The sequence below is a fragment of the Mucilaginibacter agri genome, assembly GCF_009928685.1.
Classification (GTDB): Bacteria; Bacteroidota; Bacteroidia; order Sphingobacteriales; family Sphingobacteriaceae; genus Mucilaginibacter; species Mucilaginibacter agri.
This window is the reverse complement of record NZ_WWEO01000043.1, coordinates 643,714-663,277: the sequence shown is the minus strand read 5'-3', so window position 1 is coordinate 663,277 and position 19,564 is coordinate 643,714. Positions and strand designations below refer to the sequence as shown.

3 protein-coding genes are annotated in these 19,564 nt (G+C 47.3%); all 3 read right to left on the bottom strand.

Translation table 11 applies throughout. The features are described from left to right. The 3 genes from GSY63_RS15905 to GSY63_RS15895 all read right to left on the bottom strand — a co-directional run bounded on the left by GSY63_RS15905 (position 1) and on the right by GSY63_RS15895 (position 19,255). Positions 1-15,117 carry a PKD-like domain-containing protein gene (locus GSY63_RS15905; RefSeq protein ID WP_166586789.1) on the bottom strand — a complete coding sequence of 5,039 codons (15,117 nt, stop codon included), beginning with the start codon at positions 15,115-15,117 and terminating at the stop codon, positions 1-3. Between the two features lie 485 nt (positions 15,118-15,602). Beyond that, positions 15,603-16,985, bottom strand: coding sequence for a sigma-54-dependent transcriptional regulator (locus GSY63_RS15900; protein ID WP_166586788.1), 1,383 nt, complete (start codon positions 16,983-16,985; stop codon positions 15,603-15,605). Next, entirely contained in the window at positions 16,982-19,255 is a 2,274-nt protein-coding gene (locus GSY63_RS15895) for a tetratricopeptide repeat-containing sensor histidine kinase (RefSeq protein WP_166586787.1), read from the bottom strand. The genes GSY63_RS15900 and GSY63_RS15895 overlap by 4 nt, the downstream gene beginning before the upstream one ends. Positions 19,256-19,564 lie beyond the last annotated feature (309 nt).

Here is a 19,564-nt window from a genome sequence, read left to right as displayed (position 1 = left end):
TTATCGTATTAAATGTATTGGTCCTGTTTTGCTTGGTGTTGAACCGTTTACAGACACCCCTCTCCAGTCTTCTCCGTTTAACAGCGTGGCCGTTATTTGCCATATATAAACCCCCTGCTCAACTATCTGCCCTTTATAGGTACCATCCCAGCCTTCCGTTGGCGAACCATTGGCATCCAGCTTGGTAGATTCCCATATTAGCTGACCAAAATTGTTGAAGATCTGCATGTGCCATGTTTTCATACCAAAGCCTTTAACGCGATAGGTATTCAGTTCGCGGTTGGCACTGGTAGGTATGAATGCATTCGGCATAAACAGGTCGCCGTGGAATTTAAGTTCTACCGAGTTAGTGTACACATCAAAGCAATTGGTACCAGGCGTGGTAGCAGTAAGCGTTACCGTAAATGGCGCCCTGGTAATATCATAGTGGTGTGTTGCAGGTATGTAATTAGTATCCCTTGCAGACCCGTCGCCAAAATCCCATTTGTATTTTATGGTCGAAGCCGGGGCCACGCCTGCATCTGGTGTGTTGTTGTAGAAGGTAACATTATAGTTGTTATCTGCCGTGTAGGTAAACCTTGGCGCAGGAGTTGGTGCAACGTTAAACTCCCTCAATGCCGACGCCGGTGCATCGCCGCAACCCGTACTGCCCGCTATGATAGATACATAGTATTTACCCAGTGCTTTAGGCGTATAGTTAAGGTCGCCGGTGCCCGATGGCAAGGTAACAATCAGCTTCTTGCTGGCATCGTATATCGAAATAGAGAAGCGGTCGCCACCTGTTGAGATGTTTTGGAAAGTAACCGGGCTACCCAAACATACCGACTCGACATTACCCTTTATCTGTACACCCGATACCAATGATGATGGTGCAGCGCTGATATTAATAGGTGTTGAATTACCCTGGTTACCACATTTATCTGTAGCCACCACATAAACCGAGTAAGTGGTTGGTGCCGCAGGCGTAATAGACTGGAATACAGCAGTTGTTGTATCCGTTTTGCGTACGTGCTGCAATGTGGTACCAATGGCATCTTTAAGGTAAAAATCATATTGTGAGTTCTCACCCGGCGACATGTTTTTAGCACTCAGGCTAAACGTACCGCAGTACGATAGTTGTGCCGGTGACAATGCAGCAATCGGCTTCTGCGGGCTGATTTTTACATAGTCGGCAAAAGGTGCTTTAAGCTCGCAATTACTGGTTGGTGTTAACGTGATTTTATAAGTCATCTCCCTGCCATCCGGCGAAGGCACAAACGTATGCGATGGCGGGTTAACGGCGGTTACAACCGGCGTTCCGTCACCAAAATCCCACTCGAAGGTGCCGGTTGGCGATGGCGTAGAAGTATTGGTAAACGTTACGGTTGAAGTTCCGCAAATGTGGTCCTCTGTTTTGGTAAAGCTTGGCACCACATCTTCATAAGCCCCAATGGTAACCGATGCATAAGTATCGACACAAGGTGCCAGTCCTTTAATGGTCCATTTAAAGGTGTAAACGTTTCCTTTGGCCAGTCCGCTCACGATAGTTTGGTAAGCTGCAGGATTAGCTATAGTTACTGTCGGCCCGGCGGTCTGCGTCCACAAGCCGGTTGATGGGCCTGGGCTGTTACCATTTAATTTTGCAATGCTGGTATTACAGATGGTAAAGTCTTTACCCGCATCGGCAACTACTGTTTGAGGATTTACTGTAATAGTTGTTGCAGTAGAAGGCGCGTCGGCACATTTGCCGTCGATGTGCAGTATAGCCCTAAACTGGGTAGTTTGCGCAAGGCCCGAATAAGAGTATGTATCCGTTACGTTATTATTAATCGCATCCCAGGTACTGCCGTTATTTGTTGAAGATTCCCAACGCACAATGGTACCAAACTGGCCGGTCAATTTGATATCGCCTTTATTGCCATCGGCGCAAACGGTTGCTGCACCTGCTGTAGTACCACCTATCGGTGCCTGATCTATTGTTACTGCAACCAGATCAGTATTAATTGCACAGGTTGGCAAGCCGGTAATAGTCCACTGGAATTGGTAAGTACTACCTGGTATCAGGCCGCTCACGGTTGCCACAGGGTCGGCATCATTAGAGAAGGTTGCCCCTGCCGGGCCTGATGCTACAGTCCATTTACCTGTACCCGTACCGGCCGCATTACCTTGTAATTTATAGGTGGTAACGCTACAAACCTCATCATCCGGACCAGCATTAGCTGCCACAGTTGGCGGGTTTACGGTGATGGTAGTTGGGTCAGAATATACATCGCCGCACTTACCGTCTTTATGAATGAGTGCACGGTAGGTAGTAGTTATTGTTAAGTTACTGTAGGCAAGGATATTGGTTTCGTTATCCAGTTTTACCCACGACGCGCCATTATTAGTAGTAGACTCCCAACGCACTATAGTACCAAACTGACCGGTTAAAGTAACCGAACCGTTGTTGTTGCCGCCACATACGGTGGTAGCACCGGCGGTAGTTCCGCCTATCGGTGGTTGATCATCAGTAATAGTCACATAACGCTTGTTAGGCGGGCATCCTGCCGAACCGGTTATAGCCCATTCGAACTGATAAACGTTACCCGGTACAAGCCCGGTTACCGTAGCGTTAGGGTCGGTATCGTTAGAGAAGGTTGCTCCCGGAGGGCCAAGCAATACGGTCCATTTACCTGTACCTGGTGCAGGGTTATTGGCGTGCAGGTTATATGAGGTAACGTTACAAACTGCTTCATCTGGGCCTGGTACCGAAGCAATAGCCGGTTGGCCAACCATAATTGTAGTTGGGGTTGATTGTACCTCGCCGCACACGCCATTGCTTACAATAGCGCGATACTGGGTGGTTTGTGTTAAGTTACTATACAGGTAGATGTTATTGGTATTGTTGTCTGCCTGCCAGTGTCCACCATTATCAGTTGAATATTCCCAGCGAACTATAGTTCCCAACTGGCCGGTTAACGTAATTGAACCACGGTTATTGCCGGTACAAACCACATCCGCACCATCGGTAGTACCACCTATGGCCAACTGATCTATAATAACCTTAACCGCGTTACTGTTTGATGGGCAAGGCGCTACACCGGTTATAGTCCAATGGAAATTATAAGTATTGCCAGGTACCATACCAGTTACCATAGCATGCGGGTCTGTAGCATCGGAGAAGGTTACAGGCGGCGGGCCTGCATCTACCGTCCATAAACCTGTACCTGCACCCGGGCTGTTACCCTGCAAGGTATAAGTGGTAACATTACAAAGTCGCTGATCTGCACCTGCAATAGCCGTTACCGTAGCCGGGTTAATGGTTATGGTACTTACTGATGATGGCACAGGCGGGCAAAAACCATTACGCACCATAGCCCTGTACTGGGTAGTTTGCGTTAAATTAGCGTATGCCTGGCTAAGCCCCGCGTTACCAATGTTAGCCCAGTTAGCACCATTGTCTGTCGACATTTCCCAATGGTCAACAATGCCACGCTGACCTGTTAAGTTGATCTGCCCGCCGTTAGGGCCTGCGCAGAATACTACACTTCCATCTGTTGTTCCGCCTACGGAAGGCTCATCAATTATAATGGTAACAGGGCTGCTGCTTGGGTCGCAAGGTGCCTGGCCTGTTATCGTCCAGCGGAAAGTATAGGTGTTACCCGGAACCATTCCGTTTACCACCGCATCAGGTAAAGTAGCATCAGAGAAGGTAACCCCTGCCGGCGAACCGTCCACGGTCCATAAACCGGTGCCTGTGCCCGGGCTATTGCCCTGCATGGTATAGGTGGTGGCACCGCAAAGCTCCTGGTTTGGCCCTGCTATTGCAGTTACGGTTACCGGGTTAATGGTGATCGTAGTTGGCGTAGATGGATCCTGCCCGCACATACCGTTGTGAACCATAGCCCTGAACTGCGTAGTTTGAGCAAGGTTGGAGTAAATAAGTATAGGGCTTGTATTACCGGGAATATTGATCCAGTTAGCACCGTTGTCGGTAGATTTTTGCCAGTAGTCAACGGTACCTACCTGGTTAGATAGCGTAACCTGACCTCCGTTTGGCCCCGCGCAGAATACAGCAGCACCATCAGTTGTTCCACCTACCGATGGTTTATCGATAATAATGGTAACAGCATCTGACGTCGGAGGGCATGGCGCTAAACCGGTTATCGTCCAATGGAAGGTATAGGTAGTACCCGCAATCAATCCATTCACTACCGTATTATATTTAGTTGGATCAACAAATGTTACACCCGCCGGCGCACCGTCAACTGTCCACAAACCGGTATTATTTATACCCGGATCATTACCCTGCATGGTATAGGTTGTAACGCTACAAAGCTCCTGATTAGGGCCTGCTACAGCAACCACGGTTGGCGGGTTAATAGTTACCGTACTTACCGACGATGGCGCAGGCGCACAAACGCCGTTATGTACCATCGCCCTGTACTGCGTAGTTTGAGTTAAGCCGGAGTAAGGCAGCACCGCCGTTGTGTTGGCAATATCGATCCAGTTAGCGCCGTTATCTACCGACTTCTGCCATTTATCAACAGTACCAACTTGTCCCGAAAGGGTAATTTGCCCATTGTTAGGACCTGCACAATAGGCCACGCTACCCGCAGTTACACCGCCATCTGACGATTGATCGATAATTATGGTAACCGGGCTACTGGTTGGTAAACAAGGTGCCTGGCCGGTAATTGTCCAGCGGAAGATATAGGTGGTACCTGCAACCAATCCATTCACCTGGGTGTTGTACTTGGTGGCATCTGTAAACGTTACCCCCGCAGGTGAACCATCAACCGTCCACAAACCGGTATTATTTGCACCTGGGTCGTTGCCCTGCATGGTGTAGGTAGTAACGCTGCAAAGTTCCTGGTTTGGTCCGGCTGCTGCAATTGTTGTTAATGGATTAATTGTAATGGTGCTTACCGAAGATGGATCCTGCCCGCAAACCCCGTTGTGAACCATAGCCCTGTATTGGGTAGTTTGGGTAAGATTAGAATAGGTTAGCGCTGCACTGGTGTTGGTAACATTAGTCCAGGTAGCACCATTGTCAATCGATTTTTGCCAGTAGTCAACCGTACCTACCTGGTTAGATAAGGTGATTACGCCGCCGTTCGGGCCAGCACAGAATACAGCACTGCCATCGGTTGTTCCACCTGCCGAAGGTTTATCGATAATCAAAGTAACCGCAGATGAGGTTGGGTCGCAAGGTGCTAAGCCGTTAATGGTCCAATGGAAGGTGTAGGTATTACCGGCAACTAATCCGTTTACTACAGTGTTGTATTTGGTAGCATCTACAAAAGTAACCCCTGCCGGCGAACCGTCTACCGTCCATAAACCGGTATTGTTTACGCCAGGGTCATTACCCTGCATAGTGTAAGTAGTAACGCTGCAAAGCTCCTGATTAGCTCCTGCCACCGCCACTGTAGTTAGCGGATTAATAGTGATAGTACTTGCCGAAGACGGATCCTGCCCGCAAACACCGTTATGAACCATCGCTCTAAACTGGGTAGTTTGAGTAACGTTTGAGTAAGGTAGCGCTACATCTGTATTGGCGATATTGGTCCAGGTGGTGCCGTTATCAACAGATTTTTGCCAGAAATCTACCGTACCTGTTTGGCCTGACAAGGTAATCACACCGCTGTTTGGACCGGTACAAAGTACCATACTGCCATCCGTGGTTCCCCCTACCGAAGGCTTGTCAATGATCAATGTCATCGAACTTGTAGTTGGGTCACAAGGAGCTAAACCGGTGATTGTCCAGTGGAAAGTATACGTAGTACCGGCAACCAGGCCATTTACCTGTGTATCGTATTTGGTTGGATCGGTGAACGTAACACCTGCCGGAGAGCCATCTACCGTCCACAAACCGGTATTATTTGTGCCCGGGTTATTACCCTGCATGGTGTAAGTGGTAACGCTGCAGAGTTCTTTATTAGGGCCTGCTACTGCAGCTGTAGTTAACGGATTAATGGTGATCGTAGTTGCCGATGACGGATCTTGCCCGCAAACACCATTATGAACCATGGCCCTGAATTGGGTAGTTTGGGTTAAGTTTGAGTATGGTTGTGCCACATCTGTATTGGCAATGTTGATCCAGGTGGCACCGTTATCTACGGACTTCTGCCAGTAATCAACCGTACCTGTTTGACCTGATAAAGTTACCTGCCCACTGTTTGGACCGGTACAGAATACTGCTGTACCATCTGTTGTTCCACCTACAGAAGGTTTGTCGATAATCAAGGTCATCGAACTGGTAGTAGGATCGCAAGGTGCTAAGCCAGTTATAGTCCAGTGGAAAGTATACGTATTACCTGCAACGAGGCCGTTTACATCAGTATTATATTTTGTAGCATCGGTGAAAGTAACACCTGCCGGAGAACCATCTACTGTCCATAAGCCGGTATTGTTTGTGCCCGGGTTGTTACCCTGCATGGTATAAGTAGTAGCACTGCAAAGCTCCTTGTTAGGGCCCGCCACTGCGACAGTAGTTAGCGGATTAATGGTAACGGTACTTACCGTAGATGGATCCTGACCGCAAACCCCATTGTGAACCATTGCCCTGAATTGCGTGGTTTGAGTTACGTTTGAGTAAGGCAAGGCCAAACTTGTGTTAGCAATGTTAGTCCAGTTAGCACCGTTGTCAACAGACTTCTGCCAGAAATCAACCGTACCTGTCTGGCCTGACAAGGTAATCTGTCCACTGTTTGGGCCGGTACAAAGTACCACACTGCCAGCAGTTGTTCCACCAACCGACGGTTTATCGATAATCAACGTCATCGAACTTGAGGTTGGCGGGCAAGGTGCTAAGCCAGTAATAGTCCAGCGGAAAGTATAAGTAGTGCCGGCAACCAAACCGTTTACATCGGTGTTGTACTTAGTGGCATCTGTAAAGGTAACCCCTGCCGGCGAACCATCCACCGTCCATAAACCGGTATTGTTGGCGCCCGGGTCGTTACCCTGCATGGTGTAAGTGGTAACACTGCAAAGCTCTTTATCAGGACCTGCAACCGCGGTTGTAGTTACCGGGTTAATGGTGATGGTACTTACCGATGATGGATCCTGCCCGCAAACACCATTATGCACCATAGCACGGTATTGCGTAGTTTGGGTCACAGCCGAATACGGCATCGTTGCGGTCGTATTGGTGATATTGGTCCAGGTAACGCCATTATCTACCGATTTCTGCCAGTAGTCAATCGTACCTGTTTGTCCTGTTAAAGTGATTTGTCCAAAATTAGGAACGCCGGCACAGTAGGTATCGCTACCTGCTGTAACACCGCCTACCGATGGTTGATCTATGATGATGGTAACCGGGCTGCTGCTTGGTAAACAAGGCGCTGCGCCGGTAATAGTCCAATGGAAGGTATAAGTATTACCGGCAACCAGGTTATTTACTACTGTGTTGTACTTAGTTGGATCAACAAAAGTAACCGGCGGAACGCCAGCGTCTACAGTCCATAAACCAGTACTACCCGTTGTGCCCGGATCATTACCCTGCATCGTATAAGAGGTAACACTGCAAAGTTCTTTATTAGGCCCTGCTACCGCTGTTACCGTTGGTGGGTTAATAGTGATGGTGCTCGCCGAAGATGGATCCTGTCCGCAAACGCCATTATGCACCATAGCACGGTATTGCGTGGTTTGAGTTAGGCCCGAATAGGTTTGTACAGTTGTCGTATTCGGGATATTGGTCCAGGTAGCGCCGTTGTCTAACGACTTTTGCCAGTAATCAACAGAACCTACCTGGCCAGATAGCGTGATCTGCCCGCCGTTAGGCCCGGTACAGAATACTGCAGTACCTGCCGTAGTACCTCCGTATGATGGTTTATCTATAACCAACGTAACTGCGCTGCTGCTTGGGTCGCAAGGCGCAACACCGGTAATAGTCCAGTGGAATGTATAGGTATTACCTGCAACCATTCCGTTTACATCCGTGTTGTACTTGGTAGCATCAGTGAACGTAACACCAGCCGGCGAGCCATCAACCGTCCACAAACCGGTATTATTTGTGCCGGGGGCATTACCTTGCATAGTATACGTAGAAGTAGCGCAAAGTTCCTGGTTTGGCCCTGCTACCGCTACAGTAGTTGGCGGGTTAATGGTTATGGTACTTACCGAAGATGGATCTTGCCCGCAAACACCATTATGTACCATCGCGCGGAACTGCGTAGTTTGGGTTAAGTTTGAGTATTGGTAAGCATTACCAGTATTGGGGATATCTATCCAGGTAGCTCCATTGTCAATAGATTTCTGCCATTTATCAACGGTACCAACCTGGTTAGAAAGATTGATCTGGCCAACGTTTGGCCCGGTACAATACGCGGTAGAACCGGCTGTAGTACCCCCGTATGATGCCTTATCTACAATGATCGTAACCGGGCTGCTGGTCGGTCCGCAAGGAGCCACACCGGTAATGGTCCAGTGGAAGTTATACGTATTACCCGCAACCAATCCGTTTACTATGGTATTATACTTAGTAGCGTCTGCAAAGGTAACCCCTGCCGGAGCACCGTCTACCGTCCATAAGCCGGTATTGTTTGTGCCCGGATCATTACCCTGCATGGTATAGCTGGTAACACTGCAAAGCTCTTTATTAGGGCCAGCCACCGCTATTGTAGTTAGCGGGTTAATGGTAATTGTGCTTATGGTTGAAAAGTCTGGTGCACATACCCCGTTGTGTACTACCGCACGGTACTGCGTGGTTTCGGTTAAACTGGCATAAGGCAATGTAGAACTGCTGCTCGAAATAGTAACCCAGTGGGCACCATTGTCAACAGAACTTTCCCAATAGTCGATAACACCTACCTGGTTTGATAAGGTGATCTGTCCCGCATTCGGCCCATCGCAGAAAGCTTTTGAACCGGCCGTTGTACCGCCGTATGATGGTTTATCAATAATAATGGTAACTGCACTGGTTGTAGGCGCACAAGGTGCAAGGCCGGTAATGGTCCAATGGAAAGTGTAGGTATTGCCGGCAATCAGGCCGTTTACCGCAGTGTTAAATTTAGTATCATCGACAAATGTAACTGCCGGAGGGCCTGCGTCCACAGTCCATTTACCCGTTCCGGTACCGGGATCGTTACCTTGTAAAGTATAGGTACTAACGCTGCAAAGCTCCTGGTTGGCGCCTGCTGTGGCCACTACTGTTAGCGGATTGATAGTGATGGTAGTTGGTGTTGATGCTACCGGCGGGCAAGTACCGTTACGTACCATGGCGCGGTACCGGGTAGTTGTTGTTAAGCCTGAATAAGCTTGTGTGGTATTTGTATTTGCGATAGACGTCCAATTGGCGCCATTGTCTTCAGACATTTCCCAATGGTCTATAATACCACGTTGGCCTGATAACGTAACCTGGCCAGCATTCGGCCCTTCGCAAAATACTTTGGCTCCTGCCGTAGTTCCGCCTAAAGAAAGCTCGTCAACCGTAATGGTAACGGTATTGGTTGTGGTAGAGCACCCCGCCGAGCCAGTAATAGTCCAGCGGAAAGTGTAAATATTGCCTGCAACTAGTCCGCTTACCGTAGCGTTGGCTTTGGTATCGTCAGAGAAAGTAACACCTGCTGTAGGCCCTGCGTCTATGGTCCACTTACCTGTACCAGGTGCGGGGCTGTTAGCTTGCAAAGTATAAGTAGTGGCGTTACAGATCGATGCGTTCGGGCCAGGCACCGATGCTACTGCCGGCTGACCAACGGTAATGGTGCTTGGCGTAGAAACTGCTGTACCACATGAACCGCTCTGTACAATAGCCCTGAAAGTGGTTGTTTGTGTTAAAAGATCGTAAGGTATTACGGTGTTGGTACTGGCTATAGTTTGCCATGTGGTACCGCCGTCCGTCGTAAATTCCCAATGATCTACCGTACCTACCTGGCCGCCCAGGGTAATAGAACCGTGGTTATCGCCGGTACAAACGGTAGCCGAGCCTATGGTGTTACCTCCTACCGGCAACTTGTCGATTGTGATTTTAACTACATTGCTGCTTGGGTTACATGGTGGTGTTCCGGTAATGGTCCAACGGAAGGTGTAAGTGTTGCCTGCTGTTAAACCGCTTACCGTTGCATGTGGGTCAGTATCACTCGAGAAAGTAACACCTGCAGACGGGCCGGCATCAATAGTCCATTTGCCTGTGCCGGCACCGGGGCTGTTACCTTGCAGTGTATAACTGGCAACATTACAAAGCACTTTATCGGGGCCTGGCGCCGATGTTACCGGAGGCGTGCCTATAGTAATAATAGCCGGAGCCGAAGGAACGTCGCCGCATAAACCTGCTTTATGTAAAATGGCCCTGAACTGGGTTGACTGTGTTAAGTTGGTATAAGTATAGGTATCGGCAACGCTGCTGATAGCCGTCCAGGTATTTCCATTATCAATTGATTTTTGCCAGCCAACAACCGTACCCGATTGGCCAGAAAGTGTAATGATGCCGCCGTTAGTTGTTCCGCCGCAAATATCGGTTGTTCCCAGCGCTAAACCGCCCACAGGGCCTTCATCAACCGTAATAGTAACAGAACTATTGTTCATGGTACAACCCGGCAAACCATTGATGGTCCATTGGAAAGTATAAACATTGCCAGGTAACAAGCCGCTTGCGGTAGCGTGCGGATCTGTGTCGTTATCAAAAGTAATGCCTGGTTGTCCCGAGGTCAGGGTCCACTTACCATTGCCTGGTGAAGGATCATTACCCTTCAGCGTATAGCTGGTTATACTACATACCTCTTCGTTCGGGCCCGCATTAGCTAATACAGTGGCTGGGTTTACGGTAACGGTAGTTTCGCCAGAATAAGCATCAGGGCACTGCGTGCCATTATGTATAACCGCGCGGAATGTGGTTGTAGTGGTTAAATTAGTGTAAGGGTAAGTATCGCCTATAAAACTGATGTCAGTCCAGGTGGTGCCGCCATCGATCGATGACTGCCATTTCGTAATCGTACCAAACTGACCGCTTAATGTAATATTACCGCTAGCCCCCGTACAAACTGTTGAGGGGTTAGTACTCGTGATGCCGCCAACAGGCGGTTTTTCGACGGTGATGGTAACCGCCTTACCATCCGGGGCGCACGGCGAACCGGCAACACCCGAAATGGTCCATTGGAATTCATAGACACTGCCAGCCTGCAGGTTAGTTACAACCGTTGTTGGGCTGGTGTTATCAACAAACTGGGCAGATGTAGGGCCAGATTTGATTGTCCATTTACCGGTTCCCGGCGATGGATTATTCCCCTGTAGGGTATAAGAGATGATTGGATTGGCAGTTGTAACCGTGCCGCAAATTACGGCATCAGCGCCCGGATTAGATGGTACTATTGCCGGGGCAACCGTTACCGTAACCGGATCTGAGGGCACATCCGGGCATTGGGTACCGTTGTGTACCCAAGCACGGAATGTGGTAGTAGTGGTTAAATTAGAATATGGATAAGCATCGGCAACAAAATTTATATCGGTCCATGTGGTGCCACCATTGGTTGATGACTGCCATTTGGCAACATTACCAAAATAGCCAGCCAGGTAAATGGTGCCGTTTGAACCATAACATACTGTTGAAGGATTGGTATTAGTGCTCCCCCCTACCGGTGGTTTTTCAACCGTGATGGTAAGTTGGTTAGAACTTGGCGGGCAAGGAGTTCCCGATACGCCAGAGATAGTCCAAGACAAAACGTAGGTGCCTCCCGGAACCAGGTTGCTGGCCACTGCATTTGGCTTGGTATCGTCATCAAACTGAACCGGACCAGGACCAGAAACCATCGTCCATTTACCTGTTCCGGTTCCAGGACTATTAGCTCCTAATGTATAAGACAGGGTAGAAAAACCTGCAGGCGGGATACCGCACAATACCACATCCGAACCCGGTACCGAAGTAACCGGCGGAGGCACAACCGTTACGGTTGCTGTTGGATACACATCGGCACAAACACCACTATGCATTACCGCACGGAAAACGGTTGTTTGCGTTAAGGCAAGTGTAGTATAACTGTCGTTTATATTGCTGATATCAGTCCAGGTGGTCCCCCCATCAACAGACGACTGCCATTTGGTAATACTACCATAATAGCCGCTTAGTTTAATGAAGCTGCTCGAACCCTTACACACGGTTGAAGGCGTTGCGATAGCCGTACCTGCCGTAGGCGGGGTATCAACCGTAATAGTAACTGTTTTGGCATCAACGCAGGTTGGCAAATTACTTACTGTCCAGGTAAACTTGTAAACCTGGCCCGCAACTAAACCTGTTACTGTACTTGTAGGATTAGTATCGTCAGTAATTACTACGCCTGGCGCTCCGGATGCTATTGTCCATTTACCTGTAGCCGGTGCAGGGTTGTTACCCTCTAAGGTATAAGTAGTACCGCAAATCTCCCTATCAGCACCTGGAATAGATGGTACTGAAGGCTGTACAGTCACCGTTGCGGTAATTGGTGTACCGGCGCAGTTTCCGTTGTATGGCGTAATGGTGTAGGTAACCGTTTTCGCGGTTGTAACACTGCTGTTGGTTAAAATATCAGCAATACTGGTAACCGTGACCTTTGAACTTTGTTGCGTATTGCCTGTAACACCAGCTTGGGCCACGCTTGTCCATTTATAGCTGGTTCCCGAAACTGTTGAGGTTAAAGCAATATTAGCTTGTTGAACATTACAGATAGTAGGGCTGGTTGCCGTGATGGTAGGCAGCGGATTTACGGTAACGTTTAATGTAAAGACCGGGCCCGGACAACCGTTATAGGTTGGTGTTATTTTGTAAGTTACTACCGCATTCGTAGTACCGGCATTGACTAAAACATCAGTTATTGAGCTACTGGTGCCCGATGTTGTGAAACCTGTGGGCGAGCCGGTAGTAGCCGAGGCTGTCCAGGTAAAAGTAGCTGGCGTATGATCCGCAGTGATAGTATAGCTAAGTGCACTTCCGGAACAAACTGACGCTGTGTTGTTACTGTTTACTTTAACAAGCGGCGTTATAGTAATTACCATGGGGTCGCCTACATCGGCACAGGGAGAAGCTACTCCTGCGTTATAACCGTGTAAAGTTAGCGTAACTGTCCCGGCAGTTATCTCGGCGGCACTTGGGGTATAACTGGGTGCCAACGCGTTTCTTCCGGGCGAAAAGGTACCTGTGCCACCTGTCCATGCATAACTGGTGTAAGTACCGGTTACCGAGCCCTCTAATGTCGCTGAGCCAGTTGAACAGATAGTTTGATCAGGCCCGGCGTTTACTGTTGGCGGCACAATAAATGTAATTTTTTGGGTGGCCGTAGCGGTATTACACGAGTTAGTGTGCGTTGCAGTTACTGTGTAAGTTCCCAAGCCCGTAAATAAGATTTGAGGATACTGACTGGTGGCTGTAGTGCCACCTGCAAACGAGTATGTGCCGCCGGTAACCGTCCAGTTAAAGTTTGATGCACCGGGTTTGGTAGTTCCGGCAAATGTTGTTTTTGTTTGCGATCCCGCCGTATTGTCGAAAGTTAGGGTTTGGTTGGTATTACATAGCGTAACATTTGGCGAAAGGTTTACTGTAGCAGCATCATCTACATAAATATCTTGCGGAGTTGAAAGTACTTGTCCGCAACCGCTGGTAGAGATACCTAATTGTACGGTGTAAGTCCCGGGCGTATTAAATATAAACTTAGGTATAGTGCTATTGGCATTGGTACCACCCGCATACCCTACCGCAGCAGGGCCGGTTACCGTCCATGTGTAAGTGTGCGTACTATTGGTAGGGCTTACGGCGCAGGTAGCATCGATAACTGATGCATCAGTAGGAAGAACCGGAACCGTTGCCGACTGACAAACTGCAGCAGGAATAGTGAATGCAGGTTGTGGTGGATTTTCGAGACAAATTGTTTGGGTAACATCAGCTGCTACGCAACCCGCACTACCGGCTTGTGGCTGGGCGTGTAAAATGATGGTATGCGTACCATGAGCCAGGTTAGTTGGTAAAACAAATGGCTGGGTTAGGGTATAGTTAGCGTATTTCGTACCGTCTAAATACCAATCGTACAAAGCGCCGGGGTTATCCAGACAAGTAGGTGACGTAAAATTCATAGGGGCCGGCCCAGGTGACGAAGTATTGGTCAGGGTAATCTGTGTACCTACACAGGCTACTGTAGGGCCCGTAAAACTAACCTTAGGTTTAATTAATACACGGGCTGTGGTAAATTTGGGGCTAAAGGTTGCGCTACCACAATACGGATTCGATATATCGGTTGTTACCTTAAAGGCATTGGCCAAATTATCCTGACTATTTCCCTGTGAGCCACATGATGGTAATGTAAAAATGTGAGTAACCAACCCGTTGGCAGCTTTCAGCTGGCAAAAAGTGTAGGTGGTACTGGTACCGTCGCCCCAATCCAGTCTATATAAGTTACCCGGATAATTTACCTGGATACCGCCCGAGGCCGATGACACGTCGATACTGAATGATAACGGTCCCTGATTATTATCCAAGCATGTAAAGCCGTTACCTGTCGAACCGATATTACTTCGGGGATAATTATTGATCAGTTCATAATCTCTGGTTCCTATAATTCCGCTCGCATCAACACTTTTAACAGAAACGGTATAGTTGGTTGCATTGGCCGTAAATGTATAACCAGGTCCACTACTTGGCAAAGTGGCAGAGCCACTTGGCGTTTGTGTCATTTCATTATTAAAACTGGCAGTAGTTGTGTTTCCCGCTGGCGAAGTGCTCGATATGCTAAACGGTACACCGTCGGCACCAACACAGCTGCCAAATACATCGGTAGCTACATTTTGATCGCAGGATGCAGAGGCCACCACCCCTGTGGTTGCCTTTATTTCGAAAGCGGCAGAAGTGCTGCTGATTTTTACCGGGTTATTTGATCTAACTTGTACTTTGTAACCCGTGCCGGCCGGTGTACCAGCCGGAATAACGCCGTTTACGAAAGGAGTATAAAAATTATTAGCGGTTCCGATAGCGGTACCGGGAGAGAAATTACCCGATGCATCTGATAAGTAAAGGGTATAAGTATTGCCAATTTGCATACAGCCCCCGGCATCATTGATGGTTATCGGCACGGCTATGCTCGAACCGCGTCCGTAAGGGCCTGGATCAACAGTACCTACGGTGATAGTCTGCGCAAATGATGCAACTGCAAGAAAAATAAATAAGAAAGAGAAAAAAATGCGCTTCGTAAATGTGTTATCCATTTATCAGGGGTAATAAGGTTAAAAAAACTACACAGGGTTGAAGCTATGCAGCTTTTAGAATCTAAATTTCAACTTGTTTAATGTTTGGAGCGCGGGCAGTTGTACGGCGGCCTTGGTGTTTTAGTTACACGCGGCCAACTGGCAGATTTCTACTTTAGAGAAAATTGTACCAAAAAAAAGACAATGATTTTGGGGAAAATCGCTTTAAAACCTATATCTCTAAAAGTGATTTAAATTACTGATTTATAGAATATTAAATAAAAACACATCCCGAGAGCACGAAATCTCCAATCCGGTTAATTTTTTTTCAGAAAAATTTTTCAAAAATTTTCAGACGAGCTCATCGTGCAAAATCGAAGCTTTGGCAACAGGCATGGCTATGCCAACTAAGCAGGTATTATACAGCAGCTTAAATACAACAAAAAAGCACATCAAAACTATGGTTGATTTATAAAAATTGGTGACCGCGCACGCCCGGATGAGGGTTAAAAATTAGAATCTCTGGCACTGATCTTTTTTTCTATACCCAATTTTTTCATTCGCGAGTGGAGGGTTGAGGGGTTTATATCCAGCAGTTTGGCAGCGCCATCATCGCCATGTAGTTTCCAACCACAGCTTTCCAATGCCGCAAGTATATGGTCGCGTTCGTTCTCGGTTATGGTTTTAATGCGCGAAGTTGAGGGACCTTGGGTACTTTTCTGAGCACTGGCAGGCAGCGGCACATAGCTAATAAGCGAACCGGCTGCCAGTAAAACGCTCCTTTCCATCATATTTTCCAGCTCCCGGATATTGCCTGGCCAGGCGTAATCGAGCATTGATTTTAAGGCCGGTTCCGAAAGCCCCTCTACAGTTTTATTAAGCTTTTGAGCATATTGTTGGATAAAGTAATTAGCTAGTAAACCAATATCGGCTTTGCGTTCTCTTAGCGGCGGCAGCATTATCGGAAAAACGTTTAGGCGATAATATAAGTCCATACGAAAGTTGCCGTTTGCCAGCTCCTTTTCCAAATTACGGTTGGTTGCCGCAATAACACGAACGTTAACAGGCCTGCTTTTCCCGCCTATTGATTCAATTTCTTTCTCTTGCAAAACCCGCAGAAATTTAACCTGCAAATCCAGCGGTAACTCCCCTATTTCGTCTAAAAATATGGTTCCCCCGTCGGCCTGTTCAAACTTACCCAGGCGCTTTTCAAAGGCCCCCGTAAACGAGCCCTTTTCGTGCCCAAACAACTCTGACTCTATCAAATTGGCGGGTAATGCGCCACAGTTAACCACTATTAAAGGCTTTTTATTACGTGGCGAAAGCCGGTGTATGGTCTGCGCTATCAGTTCCTTTCCGGTGCCACTTTCGCCTAATATCAATACCGATGCTTCCGAAGGTGCCACAATCTCCACCTGTTCCATCACTTTAACAAAACTCTCACTTTGCCCCACGATATTCTTGGCCCCTTGCTGAACCTGCGAAGCTTGCTTCCTCAATTTGTTCAGCTCTTTCGGCTCATTTTGGCAGCGATATAAAGCCACCTCCAACATTACCAGAACATCCTTTTCGCGAAAGGGCTTTACCAAAAAGCCATAGGGGTTTGTTGCCTTGGCGGCATCCAGCGTTTCGCGGTTAGAGTTGGCCGAGAGGTATACAAAAGCAATACCCGTCCGCATTAGGGTTTCAGCCAGATCGATGCCTGTTTGCGGTCCATATAAATGAATATCCAATAATACCATCTGTGGTTTCTCAGCTTCTATCAGGCGCAAGGCTTCGGGTACCGAGCGCGCTATGCCGCATACCTGGTAACCAGCCTTTGTAAGGATGATCCGCAGGTTGTTAGCTTCGATGAACTGATCTTCTACAATTAGTATTTTGGTCTTCATATTTCGAGAGGGTTTAGGTGTTGGGGCAATTGCACATCGTTGGAAACGATTAATGTTTCTAAAGGAAACGTTACGGTTATTTTAGTACCACCGTCGTTTTCAAACCGGATATCACCGTTGAGTTCGATGGTTAAACCACGCATCAAATCCAGTCCCAGGGAGTTAGATATCAAACCACTTGTGCCATAACTCATCCCAATACCAGTATCGGCAATTACCATTTCAACATGCTTATCGGTTTCCCTTAACTCAATTGTAATGCTACCCTGTGCCTTTTTGGGGAAAGCGTATTTAAACGCATTAGTAACTGCCTCATTAATGATAAGCCCAAGCGGAATAGCTTGCGCAACAGATAGCTTTATTTTCTCTACCGCAAGGTAAATACGAATATTGCCCGGCGACCCAAAACTGTCCGAAAGGTATTGTGTAAACTCAGCAAGGTAAGTATCCATGTTGATGGTTTTGATATCATCAGACTGGTATAACTTTTGATGGATAAGCGACATGGCATAAATGCGGTTTTGGCTACTTTCTATAGCCCGCAGTGCATCCTCTTCGAGGTAGGCTGCCTGCGATTCGAGCAAACAGATAACAGTATGCAAATTGTTTTTTACACGATGGTGGATCTCTTTGAGCAGCCACTCCTTTTCGGTAAGCAGGCTTTGCAATAACTCGTTTTTTTGGGTAACAATCTCGTTGCTTTTTTGCCTCAGCCGGTTTTGTTTATACAATAATCCGGCAATTACTAGCAGCAGAACAATGCCGCCTGCGGTAACATTTTTTACCAGGTCAGCTTGCTTTAATTTCGCTTTTTCTATAACAGCATTTTGATTCAGAAAGCGGATCTGGCTTTCCTTTTTATCGGTTTCATATTCTACCTGCAACAGGGCAATCTGGCGGCTCTTGGTTGCGTTGAACAGTGAATCGTTAATGTGCGAAGCACTAATGATATTACTCACGGCAGAGCGGTAATTGTTACGTGCGGTATCTAACGAAAACCATAAAGTATAGTTACGCGCCATACCCGGAAAGTCTTTTACAGACGTTACCAGCGCCTTATTTTTCTTTAAATACCCCAGCGCCTCGTCATAGTTTCCGGTTTCGATAAAGTAGCTGGCTATAGCCTCATAATAACCACTCAGTGTGTATAAATTAATATTAGGGTTTTTAGCAGTTTGTATTAGTTTATCACAGTAATGTTTTGCCCTATCGTATTTCTTAAGCGCCATAAATATCCGCAGATAAGTTTGGGTTATTCCATAATCTCCACCCTCATATTTCAGATCGGTGGGGTGCGCATATTTCTTATTGATATCCTCAAAAAAGTACTGCGCTTTTTGTGGCTGGTTAAGCTTTAGGTAAGCGCTTGCAATGTTTGCAGCAAGCAGGTAAACAGTGCCGTTATCCTTTTCGCTTTCTGCAATTTTTAATGCTTCTGTGAAATAGGGTATCGACTTTTCGCCTTCATTCAGTTTGAGGTAAGTGAAACCAATGTTATTATTGATCTGGCATATCAGCCTTACATTATCCTGGGTACTATTGGTAGCTATTTTAAGGGCCGTAAGCTCGTAATGGAGTGCTTGTTTGTAGTCGCCCTCTTCGTAATAAAGCCTGCCGAGCAAGGCAACAGCACCCTGAATTTCTTTAAAATTGGCCTGGCTGTAATATTTAAGAGCCGTTCGCACTTCCTTAAATGCAATGGCATCGTCATTGGTGAGCTGATGCAAATCGGCCAAAAAACGGTAACAACGTGCCAGTTCTACTAAATAATTGGTACCCTCGAAAGCACTTATTGCCAGTTGCAAATACCGGATCCGCTCTAACATGGTGTGCTGCAAAAAGTCGCCGGTATAATACTCCGACATCTCGAAATAGGCCTTCCCCAACAATACCTTATCATGCGCAGCTTTAAGGGAATCTATCACTTTATTCAAAAGCGCTTTGCCCGCCGTAGCATTACCGCTGCCTTTATAAAGGCCCGATTGAGCAAAAAGGACAAAATTAGTATACGCAGGTTTTTTTAGTTTAGCATTAAGCCGTCGAGCTGTTTCTATATAGGTGGCGGCCATCTTAAGTTGCTCCGCCGAAGCATTGCGCAGGTGGCTGTTATAGTTGGCCAGTCGCAAAAGGGTGTTAATACGGTCGGTATCTGCGGCCGGTTTGCTTAATAAACTCGATAAAGAATCGGCATAGCGCTGGTTAATAACCTGAGCCTTTACGACTATGGTTAGCAGCATCAACCCTATGATTACTTTAAGTTTGTTCATCATCGCTCTTGTGATTGCATTATTCTGAAGCGTTCTACCATATCTACATCGCCAGCTTATGCTTAATCTTAGATATGATGCCGCCATTGCGAAAGGCCTTGAATTTAGTTTCGGTCACGACAAATAATTGTCAAAAGCACAATCTTAAATTCTGACCTAAAAATAACAAATATATCACAGTAAAACTATTTCTGCACTGAAGCCCCGTGCCGTATGGCATTCGATTGCATTTTTTACGAAATACCAACACAACGCATTACGAAATATCGCGATTCGCAGAGATATCATTATCAAGCACTACTGTCTAAAACA